General features: G+C 59.3%; 16 protein-coding genes. 8 read left to right on the top strand and 8 right to left on the bottom strand.

The genetic code is table 11. The features are described 5' to 3' along the window. Window positions 1-69: 69 nt before the first annotated feature. Entirely contained in the window at window positions 70-1857 is a 1788-nt protein-coding gene (locus ACYU81_RS14730) for an FAD-binding protein (protein WP_460988375.1), read from the bottom strand. 249 nt (window positions 1858-2106) lie between these two features. On the opposite strand from ACYU81_RS14730, the gene ACYU81_RS14725 reads away from it, so the two are divergent. After that, entirely contained in the window at window positions 2107-2703 is a 597-nt protein-coding gene (locus tag ACYU81_RS14725; protein WP_460988373.1) for a TetR/AcrR family transcriptional regulator C-terminal domain-containing protein, read from the top strand. Between the two features lie 295 nt (window positions 2704-2998). Here the strand turns inward: ACYU81_RS14725 and ACYU81_RS14720 are convergent, their stop codons facing one another. Further along, a complete protein-coding gene (locus tag ACYU81_RS14720) occupies window positions 2999-4648 on the bottom strand; it encodes a family 43 glycosylhydrolase (protein WP_460988372.1) in 1650 nt (549 codons plus the stop codon). Window positions 4649-4936: 288 nt separating this feature from the next. Here ACYU81_RS14720 and ACYU81_RS14715 point away from each other — a divergent pair, with 288 nt between their 5' ends. Beyond that, window positions 4937-8338 carry a glycosyl hydrolase gene (locus ACYU81_RS14715; RefSeq protein ID WP_460988371.1) on the top strand — a complete coding sequence of 1134 codons (3402 nt, stop codon included), beginning with the start codon at window positions 4937-4939 and terminating at the stop codon, window positions 8336-8338. On the opposite strand, the gene ACYU81_RS14710 is transcribed toward ACYU81_RS14715, so the two are convergent. From ACYU81_RS14710 to ACYU81_RS14695, 4 genes are all read right to left on the bottom strand, one after another. Continuing rightward, window positions 8322-9830, bottom strand: a complete 1509-nt coding sequence (locus ACYU81_RS14710; protein WP_460988369.1) for a GH39 family glycosyl hydrolase — start codon at window positions 9828-9830, stop codon at window positions 8322-8324. The two genes, ACYU81_RS14715 and ACYU81_RS14710, sit on opposite strands and share 17 nt — an antisense overlap. 368 nt (window positions 9831-10198) lie before the next feature. Further along, window positions 10199-10852 (bottom strand): TetR/AcrR family transcriptional regulator, encoded by a 654-nt coding sequence (locus ACYU81_RS14705; protein ID WP_460988368.1) that lies wholly within the window; start codon window positions 10850-10852, stop codon window positions 10199-10201. A 56-nt stretch (window positions 10853-10908) separates the two neighbouring features. Beyond that, on the bottom strand, window positions 10909-11220 hold the full coding sequence (locus ACYU81_RS14700) for a hypothetical protein (RefSeq protein WP_460988367.1): 312 nt from the start codon (window positions 11218-11220) through the stop codon (window positions 10909-10911). 8 nt (window positions 11221-11228) lie between these two features. Beyond that, window positions 11229-12698: an NAD-dependent epimerase/dehydratase family protein gene (locus ACYU81_RS14695; protein ID WP_460988366.1), complete on the bottom strand. Its 1470-nt coding sequence runs from the start codon at window positions 12696-12698 to the stop codon at window positions 11229-11231. A gap of 113 nt (window positions 12699-12811) precedes the next feature. Between ACYU81_RS14695 and ACYU81_RS14690 the strand changes: the two genes are divergently transcribed. Next, a complete protein-coding gene (locus ACYU81_RS14690) occupies window positions 12812-14533 on the top strand; it encodes an FAD-binding protein (RefSeq protein ID WP_460988365.1) in 1722 nt (573 codons plus the stop codon). Between the two features lie 380 nt (window positions 14534-14913). Here the strand turns inward: ACYU81_RS14690 and ACYU81_RS14685 are convergent, their stop codons facing one another. Together ACYU81_RS14685 and ACYU81_RS14680 are read right to left on the bottom strand one after the other, a co-directional pair. Beyond that, entirely contained in the window at window positions 14914-16317 is a 1404-nt protein-coding gene (locus ACYU81_RS14685) for a sugar porter family MFS transporter (protein WP_460988364.1), read from the bottom strand. A 51-nt stretch (window positions 16318-16368) separates the two neighbouring features. Further along, window positions 16369-17427 carry a LacI family DNA-binding transcriptional regulator gene (locus ACYU81_RS14680; protein WP_460988363.1) on the bottom strand — a complete coding sequence of 353 codons (1059 nt, stop codon included), beginning with the start codon at window positions 17425-17427 and terminating at the stop codon, window positions 16369-16371. A gap of 113 nt (window positions 17428-17540) precedes the next feature. Here ACYU81_RS14680 and xylB point away from each other — a divergent pair, with 113 nt between their 5' ends. From xylB to ACYU81_RS14655, 5 genes are all read left to right on the top strand, one after another. Beyond that, entirely contained in the window at window positions 17541-18983 is a 1443-nt protein-coding gene (xylB, locus tag ACYU81_RS14675; protein ID WP_449469154.1) for a xylulokinase, read from the top strand. 10 nt (window positions 18984-18993) lie between these two features. Further along, window positions 18994-20307, top strand: coding sequence for a xylose isomerase (xylA, locus tag ACYU81_RS14670; RefSeq protein ID WP_460988362.1), 1314 nt, complete (start codon window positions 18994-18996; stop codon window positions 20305-20307). Further along, a complete protein-coding gene (locus ACYU81_RS14665; protein ID WP_460988361.1) occupies window positions 20277-21173 on the top strand; it encodes an aldose 1-epimerase in 897 nt (298 codons plus the stop codon). The genes xylA and ACYU81_RS14665 overlap by 31 nt, the downstream gene beginning before the upstream one ends. Before the next feature lie 412 nt (window positions 21174-21585). After that, the gene (locus tag ACYU81_RS14660) at window positions 21586-23973 is read left to right on the top strand and encodes a TonB-dependent receptor (protein WP_460988360.1); all 2388 of its coding nucleotides are present in this window, start codon (window positions 21586-21588) and stop codon (window positions 23971-23973) included. Between the two features lie 218 nt (window positions 23974-24191). Continuing rightward, window positions 24192-26531: a glycoside hydrolase family 3 N-terminal domain-containing protein gene (locus tag ACYU81_RS14655; protein WP_460988359.1), complete on the top strand. Its 2340-nt coding sequence runs from the start codon at window positions 24192-24194 to the stop codon at window positions 26529-26531. Window positions 26532-26601: the final 70 nt, after the last annotated feature.

Raw genomic sequence — 26601 nt, 5'->3', positions numbered from 1 at the left:
ACGCCTGAGCGGCAAAACTGCGGTGATCACTGGAGCAAGCGCTGGCATAGGCGCAGCCACCTCGTTACTCTAGCTACTGTGATCTTCGGCGATGGCGCGCGCTGCCCGACGACCGGAATATATGCAATCGGCGAAGCTGAGTCCGCTCACATAAAGATTGGAGCAGATACCGATGGCGGTGCGCCCGGCGGCATACAGCCCCGGTACGACCCCGCCCGCCAATGCCTTCACCGCGCCGCTGGCCTCATCCACCCGCAGACCGCCCACCGTCATGCAGGACAAGGGAAACAGCCGCGCGTCGGTCGAGGCGTCTACCGCATAGAACGGGCCTGTGGCCAGTTCGGCCATTTCCTCGGGCGCCTTGTGAAACGCATCCGGGGTCTCGCCGCGCGCGGCGCTGTTATAGGCCGCCAACGATTCCGCGAAGCGGGCCGGTGAAAAGCCCATTTTTTTGGCCAAGGCCTCCGGCGTCGCGCCCTTTCTCGCGCCGAACAGGCCGTTGATGAGGGTGATATCTCGCTGGAACGTCAGCACACCTTCACCGAATGCGTCCTTGAGCGACTGCCGCCATAGCTTGCGATCCATGATGATGTAGGCGCGCCCGCCATGTCGCTCGACCATCCCGTCGCCGATGCGCGCGCCATACCATGTCTCGTTCACATAGCGGCGTCCTTCACCATCGACGACCATGGCCCGCCCCCACGCCTGCGGCGGTGAGAGGAAGCGCCAGGCAGACACACGCTCCATCAGCCCGGTTTCCCCGCCTGCCGATACGCCCAGCATGATGCCGCTGCCATTGTCACCGAGCGTGCCGTTCGGCAGTGCCGCTGCGACATGAGGGGCGAAATGCTGCACCATCGCCTTGTTGCAGATAAAGCCGCCTGCACTCAGCACCACGCCCTTGCGGGCACGCAGCCATACGCTGCTTCGCGCAGCAGACGCCAATGCATCCGCCTTACGGAGGAGCCTGTAGCCGATCGACACCGTCACCTGTGCCCCCGGCAGCGTCGATGGGAGCATGGAGAGCCATTTGTTGGCCTTGGCCACAAGTTTCGAATGTCGTTCGCGGATGGCAGGATCGGCCAGCCGCTCGACGCGAACGCCGATGACGCGGCCCGCCCTGTCCAGCGCGAGCTGGCGCACATCGGCGTGAGTATGGAATTCCAGCCCGCGCGCAAGTGCCGCCGCTTTGAGTGGCCCGTAAACGCCTACGCCAAGACCGAAGGGGTTCTTGCCGTTGCGATGCACCGTGCGATGCCCGCGCGCCGCCGGTCGGGTAAAATCGCGGAACGGTCCAGCAAGGCTGCTATCGGGGTGGTAGAGAAACTTGTCGAGCGGCGGATAGGATGTCTTTTTAGAGTATAGGGCGGCGCTGAACGGCGCGCCATGTCGGCGCAGCCACTCGAATGTCTCGGCGCTTGTCTCGCAAAAATCGCGCAGCGTATCGGGCGCGACGACATTGCCGACCTCGAACCGGAGATAATCCTCCATAAGCTTTGCGTCGTCCTCGACGCCCGCCTCCTGCTGTATGGACGTGCCACCGCCAGCGTAATAGACACCACCATTGGCCGCGGTCGAACCGCCGCCCTCATACAGGTCGAGCGCGATTACGGAGAGACCCTGCTCAAGGCCTTCCAACGCGGCCGCAACTCCAGCTCCGCCCAGCCCGACAACAATCATATCGGCTTCGCCCTGCCACGCATGCGTGTCGGGTTCGTCGATCTGGAGGGGGGCATCAATGGCAAGTCCCCAATCGGTGATCGCGCCGCCGGACGTCGGCACCGGCGCGGGCGCGCGAAGCCCCCAAGGGTCCGGCGGGATAAATCCGGCCGCTTCGGGGTTCATCGGGCTTGCCATCTTTCGCCTCCATCCTCTGGGCGCTGCCGCACCTGATTGGTGATGACAGTCAAACATGGCCATAAAGATAAACTTGTCCGATGGTCAAGTAAATCACCAGTTGCCCATGTCCGGGGCGACATGCCCGCTTTACCGGCCCGCGTTATTTATGCCATTGGCGATCAGATGAGCCGGTCAAATTCAGCTTTGCCGGGCATAAAGCCCACAGCTCGTAGGGGAGGCCGACCCGGCATCGCAGAGGCGGCGCGTTTGACCAAGGCGATCCTCGCCGCCGCTGAGGCTGCGTTCCTCAAGCAGGGCTTTAGCAAGACCAGTATCGCGGCAATCGCGGCGGCGGCAGGAACGAGCAAGCAAACGGTCCATGCGCGCTTTGGCAGTAAGGAACGATTGTTCATCGCAGTCAGCGACGCATTGCTACGCGAACGTTTCTCGACGCCCGCTCCAAAAGGATTGTCACTGCGCAACAGCCTGATCGCGGTAGCCATACAGGCGCTGGATGCGATGCTCGACCCGAAGATGGTGATGATGACCGCGATCATCATGGGGGAGGCAAAGCGTTTTCCCGAACTCGCCCGTCTGGCCGACAACGATGCCAGCTTTCCCGGACGCGAAATGATGTTCGTGCTGATTGCCGACGCCGTGAGCGCTGGGGAACTTGCCTGCAGTGACCCGCGACGGGCCATGCTGATGCTCCAGGATATGGTCCTCGGCACCCCCCTTCGTGCTGCGACCCTGGGGGAGGGCGGTCTTGATAGCCAGGAGCGGCGCGACTGGGCCGTTGATGCCGTGGACCTGTTCCTTGAAGGCGCGCGGGTCGCCCGGCAGAAGGCGGAACGTGAGAAATAGGGTGTCTACTGCCAGACTGCTTTATTAAGATCAGGACTCACTGATTGAGCCAGAAGATGACCACCCCATCAAGTCCAGACGCATGCGATTGGACAAATGGCTTGCTCGATTTGAAGGTCTTGACGGCCACAAGCGATCGTCCAAGCCGTGCTGCTAAAACCGGCATAGTTGGATCGGCAGAGGTCCGGCGAACGTAGGATTCCGTTCGTCCACGCGATCCAATCGGCGACCAGATTATGCGTTTCCGATCCTCGCTGGCCACAGGTTGCTGCAGCGCCTGCATCGCGCAGTAACGTCAGTCGAAACAGCGAGTAGAGGTCGAGCGCGCAATGCCGACTTCGTTTACCGCGTCGACGGCGACGCAATAACCCTTCCCAAGGTTCAGGCTGCCAATCTCCAGCGACGTCAACCCGTCGTAGACCTGAAAATTTTGGTTCATCAGATCGGGGCGACGCCCGACGCGAACGATATGAAATTCGGCGCCGGGGGCCGCCTGCCAAGTAACCGTCACGCGCCGGGGGTCCGCTGCGCTTCGGCTCGCCTTCACTGCGGATACGCGCCCAGGGCGTCGGCCTGTTCCTTTACCGAACACGCGCAGGTCGTAGAGAGAGAAGTTGCCGCCGTCCGGCGCCTGTACATTGCGGAGCCGCACGAAACGGGCGTTCTGCGCTTGGGGCAGCACCTGATAGTCATGCGGCGCGTCACGTCCATCGTGGGCGTGGTCGATAGCTGTGCGCCAGCGTTGGCCATCATCCGACAGCTCTAGCACATAGCGGTAGCTATCCCGGCTGATCCCGCGGCCCTGGCTGCCCTGATCGGCAAAGTTGATCTGAATCGCTTCGATGCGCTTTTTCGATCCCAGATCGATCTGGAACCATTCTTCACCGCCCGATCGCGCCGACCACAATGTCCTCGAATCCTCATCGACGGCGTTTTCAACCGGAAAACCGTCCAGTGTGGAGGACGCGGTGGCAGCCTTGCCGCGCGAAAGAAGCATCCATCCCGTCAGGTCACGATTGCCGCTGAAGTAACGTGGATAATCCCCCAGATAGGTATCCGACAGAACTTCGCCCGTCCGTGTAAAACGGGCCGGGAACAGTCCCAGCCGCCGTTCGAAAATATGGCGCTGCGAGATAGTCATGGTGCCTGCGTGCCACCACCGTCCCGTCGCATCCTTGAAGGTGTTGCCATGCCCCGCGCCGGTAATGAAGCCGGTGGGCTTCACGGCAAAGGGGCTATAGTCCTGATAGACGAACGGCCCCATCGGATCGTCGGCGACCAGGACGCCGTTGGCATATGTCTTGAACTCGGTGCCGGGCGCCGAATATTCCAGATAATAGCGGCCGTCATGCTTGGTCATCCACGATCCTTCGACGAAGGATGGCGCGCCGGGCTTTTCATTATTGTCGCCCGGCACCTCCCACCCGCGGCCATCCTTGTCGCGGGACTGCGGGATGTACGCAGTCCTGATGACGAGGAACGTGCTGGTATCGAGCTCATCCACGCGCAGCGGGCCCTTCGATGCCAGACCGCTGTACATGTACAGGCGGCCATCATCGTCGAGGAACATGTCCGGGTCCTCATAACGCTGTTCGATGACGGCGGCTTCATACCAGCGCCCGGACTTTGGATCGTCGGTCGTCCAGATGCGGCGCGTACTTTCGCTTGTGGCCAAATACATCCGGTCCCGGATCACGACGACGGTCGGAGCGAACTTGTCCACGGCGTAGCCGCTCGCTTCCACGAAAGTCCAGTGCTGGAGGTCTGGCGAATGCCAATAGCCCTTCGAATGCGATGCGAAGAGGTAGTACAGGCCTTTATATGTGATGATCGTGGGATCGGCCGCTTCCCGATAGGCTTCGCCGAGCTTGAGCTGGATTTGCGGGATCTTGACGGGCGTCTGGTAACGATAGGGTAGATCAACAGGATTTGCATAGGTCGCCATGCGCGACCTGCCTGCTGCCTCTGCCGGGACGAACGGGACCAACGCCATAACGGACAGGCTCGCCGTTACCCAGTGCAGAGCCTTATATACCGCCCCGTTTCGTACTGAACTTCCCACAAGACTACCCCACTGATACGTCAGATACGCCGTGACATAGGCTAGGCTGGCAAATAAGTATACAGATACGTTGCATTAATCCGGCGGTGGAGTATGGCCTGCTTCTGGAAATATCTGGCGAGGCAGCGCAGTAATGCGAGCGTGCGCGGCTAAGGATGCAGGGAGAATAAGATGGCAAATTCAGAGGCGTTGAAGCTTGCCTGCGCTGCGGCACTGTATTTCACCACATCTCACGCGGCCATGGCGTCGGACACCTTGCTTGATGGTTTCCGCGCTCCGCCGCTAGCGGCCAAGCCCAGGGTGTGGTGGCACTGGAACAGTGGGCAGATCAGTTCCGCCGGCATCGCCGCCGACCTCGACTGGATGGAGCGCATCGGCCTGGGCGGGTATCAGGCTTTCGACGTGGACTTGGGCGCCCCGCGCGTGGTGGAAACGCCGCTTCCCTACATGAGCGATGGCTGGAAGGCGATGTTCGGCGAAGCCGTGGAGCGAAGCATTCGTAAAGGCTTCGACATCGGGATCGCCGGTTCGCCCGGTTGGAGCGAGAGCGGCGGCCCTTGGGTCAAACCCGAACAGGGCATGAAGAAATATGTGTGGAGCGAGACCCAGGTCACCGGGGGACGACGCTTCACCGGCCAGCTCGTCCAACCGCCGGGTTCCGCAGGACTGTTTCAGAACAATGCCAGCGGGCTTGGCGTAAAGACGTTCTACCGCGATGCGAAACTGGTGGCGTTCCGCACGTCCAATGGCGCGAAGCTGCCCACCCCCACGGTCAGCGCCAGCGGTGGAAACTTCACCGCGCAGATGTTGAGCGACGGCGATGTCGTGAAAAGCACGGAGCTGACCCCCGGCCCCGATGGCGATGCCTGGCTGCGATTTGACTATGGTCGCGCCGTCACCGTCCGTGCGGTCACGACCGCAACCGGCGGCTACGCCCATTTCGGAGGTCGCGGCGGTGCGGGCCTTGGGTCGGGTGCACGGCTGGAAGCAAGCAATGACGGCCGCAGCTGGAATCAGGTCGGGATGATCGAAACGGCAGGCCCGCAACGGACCGCGACCGTGCCGACGACGACCGCCCGCTGGTTCCGGGTACTGGTTCCGGCAGGAGCGGGTCCCAAAGCCAAGATTGGCGGCGCGAGCATGGCGGGGCCTCCCGGCGGCAAGCTGCTGGTATCGGAGCTGGTTCTGCGCGGTGCCCCGATGGTCAACGCATGGGAAACCAAGGCCGGTTTCGCGCTGTCGTCCGACTATTACTCCCTGGCCACCCCGGGCGGGCAGGGCGCGATCCGCGGGCGGGAGGTCGTCGACCTCACATCACGCATGCGCCCCGACGGCACCTTGGACTGGACTCCGCCAAAGGGCGAATGGACTGTCCTGCGCATCGGCTACTCCCTGACCGGCCAACGCAACGCTCCGGCTCAGCCTTCCGGTTCCGGGCTGGAGGTGGACAAGCTCAGCGGCGCGGACGTGACCAGCTACATTACCCAATATCTTGACCGCTATCGTCAGGCGAGCGGCGGGCGGTTGGGCGCTGGCGGCGTCACCAACATGATCTTCGACAGCTGGGAAGCGGGGGAAGCGAACTGGACGCCCGCCATTCTGGAAAAATTCCAGCGCCTGCGTGGCTACGACGCCACGCCGTTTCTGCCGGTGTTGGCAGGCTATGTGGTGGACAGCGCCGAAAGGAGCGACCGTTTCCTGTGGGATTTCCGCCGCACGCTGCAGGACCTGCTGAAGACCGAGCATTACGACACCCTGACTACCCAACTGCACAAGGTCGGCATGATCCGCTACGGCGAATCGCATGAAGGCCGCCCCGCCGCCATGGGTGACGGGATGGAGATGAAGGCGTCGGCGGACGTGCCGATGGCGGCATTCTGGCACAAGCGGACGCCCGGTGTCTTCCAGCCTGGCCCTTTCGCGGACATCCGCGAATCCGCCTCCGTCGCCAATATCTGGGGCCAGAACATCGTCGCCGCCGAAGCGCTGACCGCCAGCGGCTCGCCCTGGTCGATCGCGCCGCGCATGTTGAAGCCGGACGCCGACCTGATGATGGTTGCGGGCATCAACCGGTTCATCCTGCACAGTTCGGTGCATCAGCCACTGATCGGCAAGGCGCCGGGGCTGGTGCTCGGTCCCTTCGGCCACTGGTTCAACCGCAACGATACCTGGGCGGAACAGGCAGGCCCCTGGATCAGCTATCTGGGTCGCGCCTCGTACCTGTTGCAACAGGGGCATGCGGTGAACGACGTGGCGATCTTCTACGGCGAGGGCGCCTCGATCACCGGGCTTTTCGGCGAAAATCCACCTGCCGTGCCGGACGGGTTGCAATATGATTATGTGAACGCCGATGCGCTCAAAACTCGCATCGCGGTGAAGGACGGACGTCTCGTTACGCCGGACGACATGTCCTGGCGGCTTCTTTACATGAGTGGCCAAACGCGGTGGCTCACCTTGCCAACGCTTGAACGCCTGCGCGCTCTTGTCCGTGACGGCGCGATCCTCGTGGGTGACAGGCCCCAGGGCTCACCAAGCCTCAGCGACGACCCGGAGCAGGTCCGCGCCATCATAACTGAGCTTTGGCCGATGGCATCTGGCGCTCACAAGGTAGGGGCGGGTAAGGTTTACGCAACGAATAGCCTTGCCGCTCCGTTGGCAGCGGAAGGGGTAACGGCCGATTTCGAAATCGTGGGCGGACAGGCGGACGGCGCAATCCGTTTCAGGCATCGCCAGACACCTGACCGCGACATCTATTTCGTCTCGAATAGCCAGAACAAAGCGCAGTCGGTGGTGGCCGCCTTCCGGGTGACGGGCAAGACCGCAGAGATTTGGGATCCTGTAAGCGGCCAGGCACGACCTGCAAGCTATCGGTATGAGAAGGGCCGCACTCTGGTTGATATCCCGCTTGCCCCGTTCGGCTCAACCTTTGTGATGTTCCGCAACGGTGGTCCGGAAAGCCAGCAGCTTCCAGTCCCAACCGTTCAGCCGCTGGCTGATGTGTCTGATAAATGGTCGATCGCGTTCCCGCCCGACCGAGGCGCACCGGCAAAGCTCGAACTCGGCCGGTTGCGCGACCTGAGCAAGGACGTTGACCCTGGGGTGAAGTATTTTTCCGGTACTGCCAACTATAGCCGGACGCTTCGGGTGCCGCGGTCCTGGATGCAGGATGGCGGGCGCTTGCAACTCGATCTCGGCACGGTTGAGGTGGTCGCCGAAGTGCTGGTCAACGGCCGTTCGGCGGGCATTGTGTGGACGGCGCCATACCGCGTTGATGTTACCAACCTGCTGAAGACCGGGCGCAACAAGATTGAGGTTCGGGTCAGCAACTTGTGGGTCAATCGCGTCGTTGGTGACCGTCAACCCGGCGTGACGAAACGGATCGCCTTCACGCATGAGGACGCGGCAAGCCTAGGCATCAAGCAGCCGCGCAGCGTGTTCGACACCGTAGGGCCGGGCGGAACGCCCTTCGGCGCCACACCCTATACCGCCTCTACGCCAGTGCCGCCATCGGGGTTGATAGGCCCAGTACGGCTGGAGCGTCAGATGCCCCAGGCTCTCAGACAAGCTCGATAAGTGCTACACCCTCCGGCGGCAAGTCGAGCGTAAGCTGAGCATGCTCATCTAGCGTCATCCTCTCGGGGGCCGCCAGTTCCGCTGCCCTGCGAATGGTATCTAACTGCTCGCGGGTGGGATATTGCGGCGATCCCATGGCGCGCCAAGCTGGATAAGGAGATCCGCGATCCTGATCGACATAGCTGACCTGGACAGCTTGGGCGGCTGCGGCGCCCTGCAGCCGAACGGTTAGCGTCTTGCGGTCACCGATGATCCGGCGCTCCCTGCTGGCGCCTGGGATGCCCGGGGCCTGCTGGACGTCTGCGAGGTTCCAGACCAAAGCCGCGCACCCGCCGTCCCGCGTGCGCGACGCCAGCGCAGGACCCTTCGCAGCCAATCTGCGGTCGCCAAGCCGATGTAGCAGCTTGTAAGTGTTGAATTCCGGCTTGGCCACGCTCCCCCGGGCGAGCATGCCCCAACCGTTCTGACCTTCCTTGAAGATCCAGTTGGCAACCATATTCTCTTCATACTCGCCGCTGATCTGCCACTGGCACATAGCCTGGCAGTGGGGGAGGCTCTCTTTGATGGCGTGGGCGATCATGGCCGGACTATCGGATGACCATTCATTGATCCACAATGCCGTCCCCTTATAGCGGGTGGCATCGATCTGTTTCCGGGCCAGCGCGGCTGCGGCAGGCACGACATCATACTCCTTATGCAGACCTGCTTTCCCGAAAATCAAGGCCTGATCGTCTCCGGGATAGACATGGGTCGAAACGAAATCGACCGGCAGATTATTCTGTGCACAGAATTGGAGGAACTGCGGAATCCACTGTATTGCTGATGTTGCAGGCCCCCCCACCTTCAAAGAAGGATCGACCGCCTTCACTGCCTGAGCAGCTGCCTTATAAAGCGCGAAATATTCCTCCTGCGTTCCAGTCCAAAACCAGGATTTCAGATTTGGTTCGTTCCAGACCTCAAAATACCATTGTCGCACTTCCTCGGCGCCATAGCGCTGAACGAGATGGCGGACGAACTTTCCGACGAGTTCCGCCCATTTGTCCAACGATGAGGGTGGAGTTACATTGGCGCGGTAAAAGCCAAATTCCTTCGCTCCGCTTGCCAACGAGCGGGGCATAAAACTGAGTTCGACGAACGGCTGGACGCCACGTTCTAGCAGGCCATCATATACGGCATCGACGTTCTGGAAATTACCATTTGCGCCGACCCCCATCTCGTCATTGAAGATGCCGTGAAAACGGATGCGTTGCAGACCGGCCTCATTCTTGAACCGCGCCAAGTCCTTGCGCCATGGCTCCCGAAGAGTGATGGCAGCGCGATCTGAGCCCATGCAGCGCGACCAAATATGATCGAGAGGACCGGCGTCTTTTCGGATATCGATATCGATGAAATTGTCGGGCGTGCGGCCCCAGGCCGGAGAAGTCAGAGCCGCCACGCCCATCGCGCCCCCCATCGCGGAGAATTCACGGCGCGTCCACATCTTGTCATCCATAGATTTTCACCACTCGCAAGCCAAGCCCATCTTGACGGGCAATTTCCCCGAAATTGATGAGCCGACCATGGATCTTCGCTCTATTAAATGCAACGTTATTGTTTACTTTTTGAGCCATGGGGAGGACCTTGGCCGCCGCGTGCCTTTTCAAATTTGCCTTACGAACGAATGACAAGCGCCCCTCCAGGGGAGAGCATATGCTGCGCTCTGATCGAGCTTTCGTGCTGCTTTACGTGAGCGCCGCTGCTGCGGATATGCCGCGGCTTAATGTGAGGATGGAGGGCTCGCGTTGCCATAAAGCCTTTAACGCGAATAGGATCAAAGCGCCTGTATCATGGAAGCAGTTCGAACCAGTCGGAGGGACAGGATCACCATTGTTCGCGGGCGAACAATATGAGATCCACTATCTTCTTCCCATGTGTCTCGATATCTTTTGCGGAGAGCTTGCGAACGAGGTCATACTGTAAAAACCAGCCATATACCGATGTGAGAATGTGCTCCGCGACCGCCTCTGGTCGCTCCACGGGGATCGCGTCCCTGTGCGCAGCGGCGCGAATATCCTCCGCCAGCAGCCGAACTGCGTTGAGATAACCCAGTTCGTGCATCAGTGGCGCGAGATCTGGAAAGCGATGGCGATTGAGAAGAATTAATGAATGAAGTCCGCGGAAGAGGGGATCGACCAACAGAGACGCCATGTCGGCAACGCGTAGGTGCAGAACCTCTCTCAGATCGGTAACGCCATGGGTGGATTTGACTCGGGAAACCGCATACCAGCGGGCCAGCGTTTCCCTCACGACCGCACGGAAAAGATCCGCCTTGGTCGCGTAGCGGGCGTAAAGTGTGGTGCGGGTTATGCCGGTCGCCGCGGCAATCTTCTCCATAGAAACGCCATCGAACCCATCGACCAGAAACATGCCTCGGGCGGTGCCAAGTATGGCTTGCTCGATCAGCGCCACCTCCGTTGACGAGGGACGCCCTCTCTTGAGGGCAAGCTTTGCAGGAGTGGCGGTTCGACGGGTCATCAGTGCCTTCTGATATAGGAGCATCGCCATGGCAATGAGATGCTGAAATCGACCCGTTATCTAAATTTGGCGAGATCCTTATCAATTGCAGCCAGCTGCCTGTCGCTGATCTTGCCCTGGGAGAAGCGCTGGATTCCTTTCAGCGTCAGGCCGCGTGCGAGGAAGATCCTGCTGTCGGTCGATGTGTTGGGGATATGCCTGTCCACGATGGCGCGTGTGCGAGGATCATCCAGCAGCGTGCCGATGGGCGTACTCGAGCTACTGTAGCGCGGTGCGATAGCCGGCGCGTTCTTGCGCGCAGGGATTGCCGCCAAAGAGGTTGCAGAGAGGGCGGTGAGGGCCGCGAAAAGAAGAACATTTTTCTTCATGGGGTCTTTCAGTCGAGATGGGCGGGCGTGTTTGCAGCCGTTGTCTGAGCGGATGGACCCGGCCAGATTTGAGCGAAAAATGGATTCGACGCGGCAACTAGCGGATAACTGCCGATATCGGTCTGGCAGGTGGGACACCAATGGCCGCCTGCCAGATAGAGGTTGGGCGACATGGTGAAGCGGTGGCCAAGACTGCATTCCCAATCTACGGGGGAGAATGGGTCATCAACCTTGCTTGCATGGCATTTGGCCCCGCGGAAGTCAGCGGCGCAGCGAAGATCCTCGGCTGCCCATTGGCTCTTCGGCTTGGAATCGTCATAGCCATGATCGAGCGCTATCGGGTCTTGCGAAGGCTGCGCCAATGGGAAGTCATCCCAGTCATCGGGAATTTGTTCCCATGCCTCGCGCGATCCGAAATAGGCGTTGATATGTTCCCTGTCATTGGTGCGGATCCAGCTGGCAGGCCCCCCAGAGCCCTCCGCAACCGCACGAATCTGCTTGCGGGCAAGGCCCGGGAACAAGCGCATTATGGTGCGGATCATCCAGGGAATGCGACAGGGTAGTTCGGTGAAAAAGTCGTCGATCGAAAAGCGCCGATAGGGCACGAGCTCTTCCAAACGATCGGAATCGAGATACCACTGTCCATGGAAGTTTCGCGTTGCCAGCCATTTTGGATTGAGAATGCGCCGGAAATCCTTGACGCCCATCGCGGCCATCATCTTGACCATCAACTGATGGTTGACGAGCCGCGCGGATTCTCCGCCGCCAATATTATAGAAGTGACGCCAGAAATTCTCTGGAACGTCATCGCCGCACAACGCTGCCATCAAGCGCGCCGAGTCCTCCACGGTTGACCACTCCATGACTCCGTTAGGAGGGTTATGGAACATGATCGGCCCCTGGGTCTTCCACATGTCGTAATGGGCCATACCGGTCTGGCGGATCGATACCCAATATTTAAGGCCGGACTCGGCTACGACGGCCTCTGCACGGGCCTTGGTGCCAGCATAATGCCCGTTATAGCCAATGCATATCGGATCGCCGGTACGTCCCCAGTGGACCGGAGGATTGCGGCTGCCGGTCTGCGCCACCGTGCCGATGTAGACCAAGCGGATCTGATCAGCATTGGGCTGGCTTCGGATGGCGTTCACGACATTTTGCGTACCGCCGACATTTACCTTTTCAACGACAGCGGGCGGGAGTTCGTCGGCGAGAGGGGACACGAGAGCGCCCATGTGCAGGACCATGTCCACGCCAGCGACTGCCCGGTCCACGGAGGCTGCGTCGGTGAGGTCGCCCCATGCAAAATCCACGCTATGCTGCTTTTGCAGGCGGCGAATAACGGGATGAGATTTCTCTTCTGGACGCACGAGTACGCGGACGGTCAATGCGGGCATCTGCGAAAGTGCATGGACAACGGCTCTGCCCATATTGCCTGTCGCGCCCGTCACCAGGACCAGCTTTCCAGTTGCTGCCATTTTAGTTCCTTTCGCCGTTCTACGAAATGCGACTTAGCCCCGGGATTTGTGAATGCCAATTGAAATATACATTAATGTCCATTTATAGGGGAGGGAGATTCAGGAGATCAATTATGACTCGTCCGCACGGTGAACCTCGCCCTGGCGACCCCCATTGGAACAGCGACGTCGAAGCGCCGCTTGTCATCGAGGATGCTGACGCCTTCGAATGGGACGGCGCAGAAGATGTGATCATCGTGGGCTATGGCGGCGCGGGCGTCGCGGCAGCGATCCAGGCGCATGAAGAGGGCATGTCGGTCCTGGCCATCGATCGTGCGGATGGCGGAGGCGCGACGCGCATCAACGGAGGCATATTCTACGGAGGCGGCGGCACGCCGGCTCAGTTGGATGCAGGTGTCGAGGACAGCGTTGAAGACATGTTCAGCTATCTTCGTTTGGAGACCCAAGGCGTTGTCAGCGACCAAACGCTCCGGATCTTCTGCGAAGAGAGCGCAGATACGGCGCGTTGGCTGGCCGGACATGGCGTCCGTTTCGCGGGGCGCGTCTATGAGAAAAAGACAAGCTATCCGCACACCGACTATTCCCTCTATCATTCCGACAACAGCCTTGCGCCCAACTACAAGGCCGTGGCGAAACCTGCCCCGAGAGGGCATCGCGCCCTGGTCGACAAGCTGGATGCACCGATGGGATACGGGAAAGGTCTTTATGATCCGCTGCGGAAGTCAGCGGAGCGTTTGGGGATCAAGTCCTTGCCCTCCACCAAGGTGAGGCAGCTCGTGATGGATCACGATGGTCGCGTGGTCGGCGTGGTTGCCATCCAGATGCAGCCCGGCACCGCCGAGGGGAAGCGCTATGACGCCTTGATGCGTCGCGCGACGGCTATGGTACTTCGCCTGCCGCCCTCGATGCCGGGCGCGCCCATCATCGCGCAACTGGCGTCACGGCTGTTTAAAAAAGCGGCGGCTTTGGAGCGTAAGGCGGGTGTTAAGCGCGTGATTCGTGCGCGTCGCGGCGTATGCCTTGCGGCGGGCGGCTTCATTTTCAATCGAAAGATGGTTGAGCATTATGCGCCCAAGTATCTCAAGGGCATGCCGCTTGGCACTCCCGGCGATGATGGAAGCGGTATTCGGCTCGGGCAGAGCGCGGGCGGCGATGTATCGCGCCTTCAACATGTCAGCGCTTGGCGTTTCATCAACCCGCCCATCGCCTGGGCGCAGGGCATGGTCGTAAACCGGCAGGGCCAGCGATATGTCAACGAGATGCTCTATGGCGCGTCTATCGGTATGCCGATGGTGGAAGATCATGAGGGTGTGTGCTGGATCATCCTGGACGATGATGGCTATCGAAGGGCCAAGCTCCAGTCGAAGAGCAAGGCCATCCTGGGCTTTCAGCGTTACCCCGCACTAGCCGCCATGCTCCTGGGGTCGAAAAAGGCAGGCTCGATCAAGAGCTTGGCCGGAAAGTGCGGGATCACGCCGGAAGGTCTTGAAGCAGCGGTCGCCGACTATAATCGGCTCGCCGAAACAGGGGTGGTCGACCCACTGGGGAAAGCCTCCGAGGATATCGTGCCGATCGTCAAAGCGCCTTTTCACGCCATCAACATGTCCATCGACGCCAAATTGGGTTTCCTCCCCGTTCTGACGCTGGGAGGCCTCAAGGTGCAGGAGCATAGTGGCGCAGTCTTGAACGAAGAGGGTGAGCCGATCCGCGGACTTTATGCGGCCGGCCGGAATGCTGTCGGCATCTGCTCCAATATCTATGTCAGCGGCTTGTCGGTTGCGGATTGCGTCTTCTCCGGACGCCGTGCCGCCCGGTCGCTGGCGAGGTCGGACTAAAGCCGTTGGGTTTGATAGCACGCCGGAGCAACGCGCTAATGCTACCAGAGCGTTTACTTAATTGCCGGATTGCTTATGTTGAGCATCGGTCGAATCGAGATGACCACTATTTGGATCATGTTTGCCGTGCGGATTGAGGGACTCTCGCCGCATCGGTGCTGCGCTCTGGGCCGAACTGCACGGCGGCCCAGAGCGCATTGCCTTGCGATCGCATTTGCCCGCATCAGCAAGTTGGCTGTGTTGTAAAATATGCAGTTAAGCACATTTATACAGCGCGGCCATCTATACGCACTTGCTCCGATGACCGATAAAAGGCGTCGCCATGACGGTTGGCGGTAGCGGCCTGGCGATCCAGAGGTCGCCAGGCTTTGGGCAACCCGCTATCCCTGCATCGCCTCCAACTCTATCCCCTTGGTTTCCTGGACCGTCATAAAGACGAACAGCAGGGATAGCAGGGCAAAGGTGGTATATGCGCCATAGGTGACGGGCAGCCCGATATTCTTCGCCAGCCAAGGGAAGCTTGAACTGACAAGAAAGTTCGCGAGCCACTGCGCAGCGCCTGCCACGGCGAGGGCCGACCCGCGCATCTGGTTGGGAAACATTTCGCCAAGCATGACCCACATGACCGGACCCCAACTGAGGTTGAAGAATATCACGTAGATGTTGGCGGCGAGCAGCGCGACGAGGCCGAGCCCTGCCGGCAAGCGAAGGGCGCCGTCGACCATGGCCGCATTGCCAAAGCACCAGGCCAGCGTTGCGAGCGTGGCTGTCATGCCTGCGGAGCCGATCAGCAAAAGCGGCCGCCGCCCGATCCGGTCGATGAGCAGGATCGATACGAGGCATGCGAGGATCGATACGGCCCCAGACGCGATATTGATCTTCAGAGCGTCGCTTTCTGTGAAACCCACGGCCTGCCAGAGTACCGCGCCGTAATAGAAGACGACATTGATCCCGACGAGTTGCTGGAACACGGCCAGGCCAATGCCGACCCAGACGATCTTGCGCCAACCGCCGCCCGGCTTGCGAATATCGGCCAGGCTGGGCTGGTGATCGTGAGAAAGCGATGCGCTAATTTCGTTCATTTTCTCGGCTGCGGCTTGTGGGCCGAGCAGGCGATCCAGAACCAGCCTGGCCTGTTGCAGTCGCCCCTTGGCGATTAGGAAGCGGGGGCTTTCCGGGATGCCGAATAGCGCCACCAGGAACAATAGGGCCGGTACGGCTTGAACCCAGAACATCCATCTCCAGGCAGGCTGCCCGGCCCAAGCCGTTCCAAGCGAGGATCCCGCGATGCCTGCGAGATAATAATTGGCGAAAAAGGCTCCGGTCAGACCCGAGATGATCATTACCTGCTGCATGCTGGACAGCCTTCCGCGTATATGCGCGGGCGTAACTTCGCTGATGTAGGCGGGGGAAAGGACGCTTGCCGCGCCCACTGCCATTCCAGCGAAGAAGCGGGCGATGGCGAGGACTGTTGCGCTGAATGCTCCGCCGGAGGCGACGGCGCTGATGATGAAGAGGATCGCCGCGACGATCATGACGGTACGACGGCCCCAGATATCCGCGAAGCGGCCCGCGAGGAAGGCGCCTAATGCACAGCCTGGCAACAAAGCGCTGACCGTCAGGCCAAGCTGAGCCTCATCAAGTCCGAAGGTGTGGCGAAGCCCCTCTTGCGTGCCGTTGATTGCCCCGGAGTCATATCCGAACATGAAGCCGCCGATCGTGGCAACCGCGACTATACGGCCGATCAAAGCCAGATTGACCCGCTCCTGTGCAACCCGATGCATAGCTGAACCTCTCCTATTGTGAGCGCTACCATGGCAAAGTTGTGGACGTGGTCAAGTCTTTAGCTGAGGCGCTGCATCAGATCCGCGGACGACCAGTTCGTAATCAAGTTTTACATGTTGAGGCTGAGCGCGCGCCAAGGGGCGGTTGGATCGCACGGCCTGGGCAAGAATTTCGATCGCAACGCTGGCCATAGCCGAAATCGGTTGGCGTATCGTGGTGAGTTCGGGCCATATTGTCGTGGCGATGGCGGTATCGTCGAACCCGCAAACGGTGAGATCGCTGGGCACATCCAATCCGCGCTGGTGCGCGGCGCTCACCACGCCCGCCGCCATGTCGTCATTGGCTGCGAAGATGGCGCTGGGCGGCGATGTGATGTCGAGTAGCGTGGCTGCTCCGGAAAGCCCGCCTCGGTAGGTGAAATTTCCCTGCGCGACCAACTTCTTGTCCGGCTTGATCCCCGCCAAATGCAAAGCGCGTTCATAGCCTTGTCGCCGAAGATGACTGGCGGTTTGGTTGGGGTCGCCTGCGACGAACCCGATACGGCGATGTCCGCGCGCCAGGATATGCTGAGTCATTGTGAACGCCGCTTCCTCATCATCTATGAGCACGGCATGAGAGGAAGGCGCTGGCTGTCCGGATGCAACCTGAGCGGCCGCGAGACCGCATTTTTGCAGAGCGCTGAGCAGTTCTGTGTCGTCGCAGAGCGGCGGCGGCAATAACACCGCATCGACCCTGTGTGCGACAAGTCTGGCAGCGAGCATGACGGGCTTTTCCAGCGGGTCAATTTTATCGACGATCAGTTCGACATCATTCTCTCGGGCAGAGCTGAGGCTTCCGAGAAGAAATTCGCTTAGATAGGCGGCGCTGGGATTGCCGTATAGCAAGACGATGCGGCATTGCCGTGCCCCCGCCAAAGCGCGTGCTGCAGCGTTCGGGACATAACCCAAGGCGGCAACGGCCACTTCGACCTTTTTGCGAGTCGCGTCTGTCACCCGCTGATCATGGTTGATAACGCGGGACACGGTCATTGGGGACACGCCCGCCGCGTGCGCGACATCGGCAACTGTGGGTCCTTCGGTTCTGCGGCGCGAACCTCTTTTGGCGACCATCTTCTGCATTTCCCCTTTTGCATCGCCTATTCCGAAGGGAGAGGTTGAGCAAGCCTCTTGCATGATGACGGATGTTAGCGCTACCTACGCAGGTTAGGAGAGGGTGTAGCGAGATGTTTCTCGGCATAGATATTGGCACATCGGGCGTTAAAGCCGTGATAGCCGCGCAGGATGGCAAAGTGCTGGCGACTGGGAACGCGCCGTTAAATGTATCACGGCCTTTCCCTTTATGGTCTGAGCAAGATCCCCAGGACTGGTGGCAGGCAACCGAAGCCGCCATTCTTGCGCTGCCTGATGACTTACGCGCAGGGGTGCAGGGCATCGGACTCGCCGGGCAAATGCATGGCGCGACGCTGCTGGGGGCGGACCATAAGCCGCTTCGCCCCGCCATCCTGTGGAATGATGGACGCAGCTTCCAATTATGCCGAAAGCTAGAGGAGGAGATTCCGGAATCGCGCGCGATTACGGGGAATCTTGCCATGCCAGGCTTCACCGCGCCAAAGTTGATGTGGGTGAGGGAGCATGAGCCTGAAGTTTTCGATCGGGTCCACAAGGTGCTGCTGCCCAAGGATTATGTGCGCCTTTGCATGACCGGCGAGATGGCGTCCGATCTTTCGGATAGCGCCGGGACATTGTGGCTTGATGTGGGGGCACGCGACTGGAGCGACGTTATGCTGGCCGCCACCGGGCTTTCGCGGCAGCATATGCCTGTCCTTTTCGAGGGCAATGGGATCACGGGCGTGTTGCGTCCCGAAGTGGCCGCGCGGTGGGGCATGGCTGCCGTGCCCGTGGCGGCTGGGGGTGGTGACAACGCAGCGGGCGCCGCTGGCATTGGAGTGGTCAACGAAGGGGACGCACTGTTGTCGCTTGGCACTTCAGGCGTGATTTTCGTCGCTACAAGCGCGTTTCGGCCGAACCCCGATGGAGCGGTACATGCCTTCTGCCACTGCCTGCCAGCGATGTGGCACCAGATGAGCGTACATTTGTCCGCCGCGTCCTGCATCGACTGGGGCGTGAAGGCGGTAGGGGCGGACGGCCCCGCGGATTTCTTTGCGTTGGCGCAAGAGGCTGGCAGCGGAGTGGGGCCTGAACTGTTTTTACCGTATCTTTCGGGCGAGCGTACGCCACACAATGACTCGCATATTCGCGGCGCTGTGCTGGGTATCGACAATGAAACGGATCGAAAGCGCATCGCAGCGGCCGTTCTGGAAGGCGTGGCCTTCGCGCATGCAGACGGTATTGCCGTACTGCGCCAGGCGGGTACGACGATCGAGGAGCTTGCGGTCATCGGCGGCGGCGCGCGATCGCGCTATTGGGGTTCGATCATCTCAGCCGCATTGAACGTGCGCCTTGCCTATTTGGAAGGTGGAGAAGTGGGGCCTGCGCTGGGGGCGGCTAAGCTTGCCCTCATGGCCGTGACCGGAGCAAGCGCCGCTGAAGCTTGTACCCGCCCATCAATTTCGGACGTCATAGAACCCGATGCGGCGCTCGCCGACCGTCTCGCGCCGCGGCTTGCCCGTTTCAGAGCGGCCTATTCGGCCCTCAAGTCTTTGTAAGGAGAAATTCGTGTCCGCCAGTTATTTCGCTGAATTCCCGACCATCGGCTATGAAGGGCCGGAAAGCGCCAATGACCTTGCCTACCGCTGGTACGACAAGGATCGCGTCATATTGGGCAAGCGCATGGAAGACCATCTGCGCTTCGCCGTGTGCTTCTGGCACAGCTTCTGCTGGCCGGGGAGCGATGTTTTCGGCGGCGGCACCTTCCGGCGCCCCTGGCATGCAGGTGCCAACGACGCGTCGGCGGCGCGATCGAAGCGAGAGGCAGCGCTCTCTTTCATCGAAAAGCTCGACGTGCCTTTCTACTGCTTCCACGATGTCGATGTGATGGCCGATGCCGACACGATCGGCGATTTTCGCAAAAGTTTTGCCGAGGCGGTTGATCATCTGGAGCAACTGCAGGCCCAGCATGGCCGCAAGCTGTTGTGGGGCACGGCTAACCTGTTCAGCCATCCCCGCTATATGGCGGGCGCGGCAACCAATCCGGATCCCGAAGTATACGCCTGGGCCGCGAGCCAGGTTCGAGACGCGTTGGAAGCCACCCATCGTTTGGGCGGAGCCAACTATGTATTGTGGGGCGGTCGCGAAGGTTATGATACGATCCTCAATACGGAAATCGGCATTGAGCAGGAAAATTTCGGCCGTTTCTTGAGCCTGGTCGTCGATCATAAACATCGCATTGGCTTCAAAGGAACGATCCTGATTGAGCCCAAGCCGCACGAGCCGACCAAGCATCAATATGATTTCGATACTCAGACCGTTTACGGCTTCTTGAAGCGCTTCGGCCTGGAAGGCGAAGTTCGCGTGAACATTGAGGCGAACCACGCCACTTTATCAGGCCACACATTTGAGCATGAAATCGCCATGGCACGGGCGCTTGGCCTCTTTGGATCGATCGATGCAAACCGCGGTGATCACCAAAATGGATGGGACACGGACCAATTTCCCAATTCGGTCGAGGAGTTGACCCTGGCCATGCTGGAGATTATCCGCGCCGGAGGCTTCAATGACGGGGGCTTCAATTTCGACGCAAAGGTGCGGAGGCAGAGCGTAGACGCGGTCGATCTTTTCCACGGCCACATTGGCGGGATCGACACGGTCGCGCATGCGCTTATCAAAGCGGCGGCGATCATCGAGGACGGGCGCGTCGATGCGTTCCGTGCGGAACGCTATTCTGGCTGGAAGGAAGAATTGGGGCAGGCCGTTCATTCCAATAATGCGACGCTCGCTTCGATCGCCGACATTGCGGTTTCCCGCGATCTGGCGCCGCAGTTGCGATCGGGTCGCCAGGAGTGGCTGGAAAATATGGTGAACCGCTTCTGATGGAGATCCGAGCAGGCGATTACCGCCTTTTGTTGGAGCCGGAACGTGGCGGCTCGATCTTGGCGTTCGAGTGGCAGGGTGAAGCGTTGCTTCGCCCCGCCTGCGGTCCTACAATATTGGACGTTGCCTGTTTTCCATTAGTGCCCTTTTCAAACCGGATCGCCTTTGGCCGCTTCCAGGCCAATGGGCGCGAAGTGCAGCTGAGACCGAACTTCCCCGGTTCAGACCATCCGCATACACTGCATGGATTTGGATGGCTGGCGTCTTGGACTGTCGAACACTCTGATGTGAACAGCGTGACGCTTGGCCATCATTATTTGGAAGGGGAATGGCCCTGGCCATATTATGCCGAGCAGCAGTTTGAACTAACGGAGGAAGGGCTAACGATCGGGCTGCAAATAATAAATCATGGTCAAAGCCTGATGCCCGCAGGACTGGGACTTCATCCTTATTTCCCTCGGGATTGCAACACGGTCTATTATGGGCTGCATCATGGCGAGTGGCGAAATGATGGAGACTGTCTCCCGCAAGACTTGGATCTTAAAGAGCGGGCAATTGATTGGTGGGACGGCCGCAACGTGGAAGAGCGCCGAGTGGATACAGTTTACACGAACCGGCAGGGGATTTTGTCAGTTGCATGGCCTTCCCGTAATTTGTCGCTCGTAATCCAACCAGGAGATGCGCTGCCTCATACGGTAGTCTACACGCCGGAGGGACAAAATTTTATCTGCGTCGAGCCAGTTAGCCATGCAACTAACGCTCTCAACTCTTCACCTGATGACGTCAAATGGCTAAAGCCGGGGGAAAGCTTTGCGGCAGTGACGTCGTTTCGCGCCACTAGGAACGGAAGCAAGCCCTATTCTTAGGTTTCGGCGCTAGGCAAACTGCATGGGTGAGCGGAAATGGTTAAGGGCTCGTCGAGCCACTGCTTTTGTTGGCAAATAGCAACACCCAGAAAAAAATCTCCGGCCCAGTTTACTTTTGCACTTGGTTGCGTCAGGATTCTTCCGTCACACAAAAAAAGGGGAATCAACGAGAGGCTACCGTTACGCTTCGATTATAAAGATAGCGCTACCAAAGCCTGTCCTAAGAGGCGTAGGTGTCAAGTGCAAAGCGCGCTTAGGCACGTCAAGCGACAGCGGTTTCTCAGGTCATGTGCGGCGACACAGCAGTATTGGTTAAGTTTGCGCTTTTTGGGTGAAGCTGAAAAGCGGTGCTTTCGGCAAAGTCCAGCCAGACGTGAAATGTTAAGTTTGAACAATCTATGGGGAGAGGATGATGCAAAGGAATTTGCGTACACACACATTGTCGCTATTGCTCGCAACCAGCGCAGCTTGCGGCCTGTCGGCGCCCGTCTGGGCTCAGGAAGCGAATGGCAACGTCTCGACAGGGGCTAATCAATCCAGCGCCGAAATCGTCGTGACCGCGACACGCCGGGCCGAGTCGTTGCAGAATGTTCCGATGAGCATCAATGTCGCGACAGGCGAGCAGATCGAACGCCTTAAAATTTTCGATGTCAAGGATGTGCAGCAGCTTGCTCCGGGCCTTGAGCTGCGCAACGACAATGGTCGTGCGAACTCCGCAACTCTGCGTGGCGTAAACTTCGACCCTGACCAGGGGACCGGACCGGCAGTTGATCTTTACTTCAATGAAGTTCCAATCGATGCGCAAACGGCTTTCACTGCTATTTACGACATCGATCAGATCGAAGTTTTGCGCGGACCGCAGGGCGGCCTGCGCGGCCGTACGGCTCCATCGGGTGCGATTACCATTCGGACCCGCCGTGCAAACCTCAATAAGATCGAGGGCTATGTGCAGGGCAGCGCGACCGAAGATGCCGGCTACAACGTGCAGGGCGGCGTATCGCTGCCGGTAATCGAGGACAAGCTTGCCATACGCGCCTCGATGCTGGTCGATGGCAACCGTTTGAACCAGGTGCGCAATATCGTTCGTGGCGACCGTTCGCAAAGTCGAACCGAAAGCGCCCGGCTGTCGGTTGCGTTTCAGCCGACGGACGGCTTCGACATCAACGTGATGTATCAGTATTTGAATGCTGATAATATTCTGTACCCGCAGGTCTTTGGTCCAGGCAATCCTGTAATTGGCAATCCGCCGGTCGGATTGGATGATCGCTATACCTTGGCAGAAGGGCGCAGCCGCTTCATTAATAATAGCCATCTGCTCACCCTGGATGCGAAATATGATCTGGGTCCCGTCACCCTGTCATTCGTCGGCGGACATCAGGAGACCAAACTCACCCAATATGGGGAGTTTGACGCGGGGAATGCGATCCACAACTATGCGCCAACCCAGATCACGCGTACGCCCTACAATGTCGACTCTGGTGAACTGCGGTTGATGTCCAACAATGATGGCTTCTTCAACTGGACGATCGGCGGTACTTACAGCAAGAATACCGGCAATGTGACAGTCGATAAACCGTTGGATTACATTCCCAGCGTACCCGGTGTCCCCGTTCCTGTGGCTCCCATTTTTCCTGTCCCCGGCGTGATCAACATACCTGTTAGTGGTGAAAGCTACTCTGTGGCCGGCAGCGTTCGGCTCCAGCCTACTGACAAGCTGACCTTTGAAGCGGCGGGCCGTTATTCAGTTATCAGCGGAAAGCAGTTCGCAACCATCTCCATTCCGGGCGCTGGAACATTCCCGATCGTAGATTTCGAGAAGAAATCGCATCCATTCACTGGATCCGCCACGCTGACTTACAAAGCTACCCCGGATCTCACCGTTTACGGAGCATATGGGCGTTCATTCCGTGCCCCGACGGCAGGCGTCGGCGTACCGCAGAATGTCAGTCAGGATCTGGCAATCAGCAAAGCGGAGCATGCCGATACTTTTGAAGTGGGCTTCAAGTCAGCCTTTTTTGATCGTCGCCTGTCGCTCGACGTTGCAGCCTTCTACCAGAAGTTCGATAACTTCATCTCCCGCTTCACTGGGATTGCGACCGATCAGGGCACCAATATCGACGTTACGGGTGATGGCGTTCCGGATGGCGTATATTTCGGCCCGCCGGACGGCACCGTGGATACGAACGCCGATTATAATTATAATGGCAAAGCCACAGTTAAGGGCATTGAGGCGACCCTCGCAGGTCGGCCGACAGACAATTGGGACGTGTCAGTCAGCATGTCGTACGTGAAGGCGCGTTATAAAAATGCGCTCCTGCCGTGCAACACGGTGGATCCGGTGACCAATCAGTCCATCGTTGTTCCCAATCCGGCATTCGGCGGAGTCAACAATGTTAGCTATTGTCAGCGCAACTCGCGTCTTGCGGACGTGCCTGATTTCAGCCTCACTGCGAACAGCGAATACCGCTTCGGAACTGGGCCGATCCAGCCGTTCATTCGTGGCCTGATCACCTATCGCCCGAGCGTCTATTCTCAGAATCAGCAGTACCGTTATCCTCATCGCGAACTCATCAACCTGTTCGTCGGTTTGCGAGGTGGAGATACGAACAAGTGGGAAGTATCGGCTTTTGTCCGCAACCTGCTGAATCAGAACAAGGTCACTAACATCAGCATCAACAATGCGACTATCACCGGGAACAACGTCCTGGGCGGTCCTGGTGTGATCTTCGATTCAGGATATCGCTCTGTGAACCTCACCAATCCACGGGAGTTCGGTATCTCCGGGTCGTTCCGTTTCTAAACTCTCCACTCCCGCCAGCGTTATGCGCTGGCGGGCCTTTTCGTGCTCCGACGCTGGAAAAATCGTTGGCGCAAGGATATAATGGTACGGCCCTGTTTACTTTTCCCCTCTTCCTGTTGTAAGATTTTCATATGACGATCCGCCCACTACGTTGCGGGACGCCTATGACTTTTTGAACGGAGGATTCCTTGGCTGATCGGCTCGCCCTTACGCGGCGCATGTTCATCGCTTCAACCGCTCTGGCGATGCCAGTTACGGCCATGGCCGACGTTGCGGGCAAGCCCCGATATCGCGACGCGAAAGCTCCCATCGAAGAGCGCGTACGCGATTTGTTGAGCCGGATGACTTTGGAAGAAAAAGCCGCGCAGATGCGGTCGATCGCCTACACAAAATCGCTGTTTCTAGAGGGCGACCTATTTTCGCCGGAGAAGGCCAAGCAGGTCTTCGTGAACGGCGTCGGTCAGATCGGTAACCCGAGTGATACCAACGGAACGGCGCGTGTCGCCAAGGACAATTACCGTTCACCTGGAGAGACGATCGACCTCGTCAACGCCATTCAACGACATCTGGTCGAAAATACGCGTCTGGGCATTCCCGCACTGTTCCATGAGGAGACGGCTCATGGTCTTAAGGCGAGGGACGCGACGATCTTCCCAATTCCGCTGGGCCTGGGCAGTACATGGGACCCAGCTTTGGTTGAGCAGGCTTACGAACTTGCGGGGCGCGAGGCTCGGATGCGGGGCGCAACGGTTGCGCTTAGCCCCGTCCTCGACCTGGCCCGTGATCCACGATTCGGCCGGGTGGAGGAGTTTTTCAGCGAAGATCCCTATCTGGTGAGTCAAATGGGTATCGCGTCCGTGCGTGGCCAGCAGGGGACACGCCCCTTAGCGGCGGACAAGGTATTCGTGACGCTCAAGCATTTCATACACGGGGCGCCCGAGGGTGGGCTTAATACCGCGCCCGCCGACATGAGCGAGCGGACGCTGCGCGAAAATTTCCTCGTGCCCTTTGCCCAGGTGATCAAGAAAACCGACCCGGCCGTCATCATGCCGTCCTATAACGAGCTTGAGGGCGTTCCCTCACATGCCAGTTATGAACTGCTCCAGCGCACGGGCCGAGAGCGACTGGGTTTTCGCGGCGCCTATTTCAGCGACTATGGCGGCATCACCAATCTCGTCACCCAACATTATATGGCAGCGAATGATGATGAGGCCGCGGTGATGGCGGTACATGCGGGCGTCGATGCTGAATTGCCTGAGGGCCAAGCCTACGCCCGTTTACCCGAACTGGTGCGTTCCGGGCGCATCCCCGAAGCGAGTCTGGATGTAGCTGTTTCCCGCATTCTGGCGCTGAAATTTGAAGCCGGTCTGTTCGAAAATCCCTATGTCAGCAAACCGCGCGCGCTGCGCCAGGTCAATGCGCCGACGAGCAAGGCGCTTGCCCGCAAAGTCGCGCAGAAATCGATAGTGCTCCTCAAGAATGACGGCATATTGCCGATCAATACCGCCAGGCCGCAAAGGATTGCGGTGATCGGACCCAATGCGGTCGAGCCGTTGTTTGGTGGATATTCCTCGGTGAACGCTCAAGCCGTGGGGATTTTGGAAGGTGTGAAAGCGGCTGCTGGTCCGGCGGTAACCGTCGACCATGCTGAAGGTGTTCAGATCATCAAGCCTGACCCAACCGGCCAGCATTTGCCGGCTCGGGCTGCCCGGTATCCCGATCCTGCTGAGAACGCCGCGCGCATCATTCAGGCAGTGGAGGTTGCAAAGCGGGCGGATGTAATACTGCTCGTCGTTGGCGACGTTCCGGAAATCACGCGAGAAGCGATTCACGGAGGTGCGCCGGGCGATCGCAACACCCTCAACCTCTTCGGCGATCAGGATGCGCTGGTCGAAGCCATGATCGCGACGGGGAAACCCATAATCGCCTTGTTGATCAATGGACGCCCTCTTTCGGTCAATCGCTTGGCTGAGAAGGCCAATGCTTTGATCGAGGGCTGGTACCTTGGACAGGAAGGCGGGAACGCGTTCGCCGATGTGCTGTTTGGGAAGATCAACCCGGGCGGGAAGCTGCCGGTCACTTTCCCGCGCTCGGTCGGTGACCTGCCGATGTTCTACAATCAGCATCCATCGGCCAAGACGGGCAAGCGCTATGTTGAGAACAAAATAACGCCGCTCTTCCCCTTCGGCTATGGCCTCAGCTACACGACATTCGACATTTCCGCGCCTCGCCTCGCGAAATCCACGATCGCAATCGGGGAAACGGCCATAGTGGAAGTGGATGTCACTAACAGCGGTCCCAGAACAGGCGATGAGGTCGTCCAGCTCTATGTTCGTGACGATGTAAGTTCCGTGCCGCGCCCGGTTTTGGAACTGCGGGGGTTTGAACGTGTGACATTGAAGCCCGGCGAGAAACGCACGGTAAAGTTCAGTCTTGATCCCGATAGCCTGGCATTCTGGAACATCGATATGGCTTATGTCGTCGAACCGGGAACTTTCACCATCCACGCGGGGTCCAGTTCAGCTAGCCTGAAATCGGTAAAGCTCACGGTCGTTTGATCGGCGAAGTTGGAGAGGGCGCCGTAACGCGGCTGCCTGAGGAGTAAAAGTGATGTGGGACCGCCGAGAA

The organism is Sphingobium sp. TomTYG75 (genome assembly GCF_054771635.1).
This window is presented reverse-complemented; position numbering and strand designations above follow the sequence as displayed.

Bases quoted from the DNA above. Each gene is read 5' to 3' on its own strand.
- ACYU81_RS14730 (WP_460988375.1), bottom strand. From the start codon at position 1,857: ATGGCAAGCCCGATGAACCCCGAAGCGGCCGGATTTATCCCGCCGGAC.
- ACYU81_RS14720 (WP_460988372.1), bottom strand. From the start codon at position 4,648: ATGGCGACCTATGCAAATCCTGTTGATCTACCCTATCGTTACCAGACG.
- ACYU81_RS14715 (WP_460988371.1), top strand. From the start codon at position 4,937: ATGGCAAATTCAGAGGCGTTGAAGCTTGCCTGCGCTGCGGCACTGTAT.
- ACYU81_RS14710 (WP_460988369.1), bottom strand. From the start codon at position 9,830: ATGGATGACAAGATGTGGACGCGCCGTGAATTCTCCGCGATGGGGGGC.
- ACYU81_RS14705 (WP_460988368.1), bottom strand. From the start codon at position 10,852: ATGACCCGTCGAACCGCCACTCCTGCAAAGCTTGCCCTCAAGAGAGGG.
- ACYU81_RS14700 (WP_460988367.1), bottom strand. From the start codon at position 11,220: ATGAAGAAAAATGTTCTTCTTTTCGCGGCCCTCACCGCCCTCTCTGCA.
- ACYU81_RS14695 (WP_460988366.1), bottom strand. From the start codon at position 12,698: ATGGCAGCAACTGGAAAGCTGGTCCTGGTGACGGGCGCGACAGGCAAT.
- ACYU81_RS14690 (WP_460988365.1), top strand. From the start codon at position 12,812: ATGACTCGTCCGCACGGTGAACCTCGCCCTGGCGACCCCCATTGGAAC.
- ACYU81_RS14685 (WP_460988364.1), bottom strand. From the start codon at position 16,317: ATGCATCGGGTTGCACAGGAGCGGGTCAATCTGGCTTTGATCGGCCGT.
- ACYU81_RS14680 (WP_460988363.1), bottom strand. From the start codon at position 17,427: ATGGTCGCCAAAAGAGGTTCGCGCCGCAGAACCGAAGGACCCACAGTT.
- xylB (WP_449469154.1), top strand. From the start codon at position 17,541: ATGTTTCTCGGCATAGATATTGGCACATCGGGCGTTAAAGCCGTGATA.
- ACYU81_RS14660 (WP_460988360.1), top strand. From the start codon at position 21,586: ATGCAAAGGAATTTGCGTACACACACATTGTCGCTATTGCTCGCAACC.
- ACYU81_RS14655 (WP_460988359.1), top strand. From the start codon at position 24,192: ATGTTCATCGCTTCAACCGCTCTGGCGATGCCAGTTACGGCCATGGCC.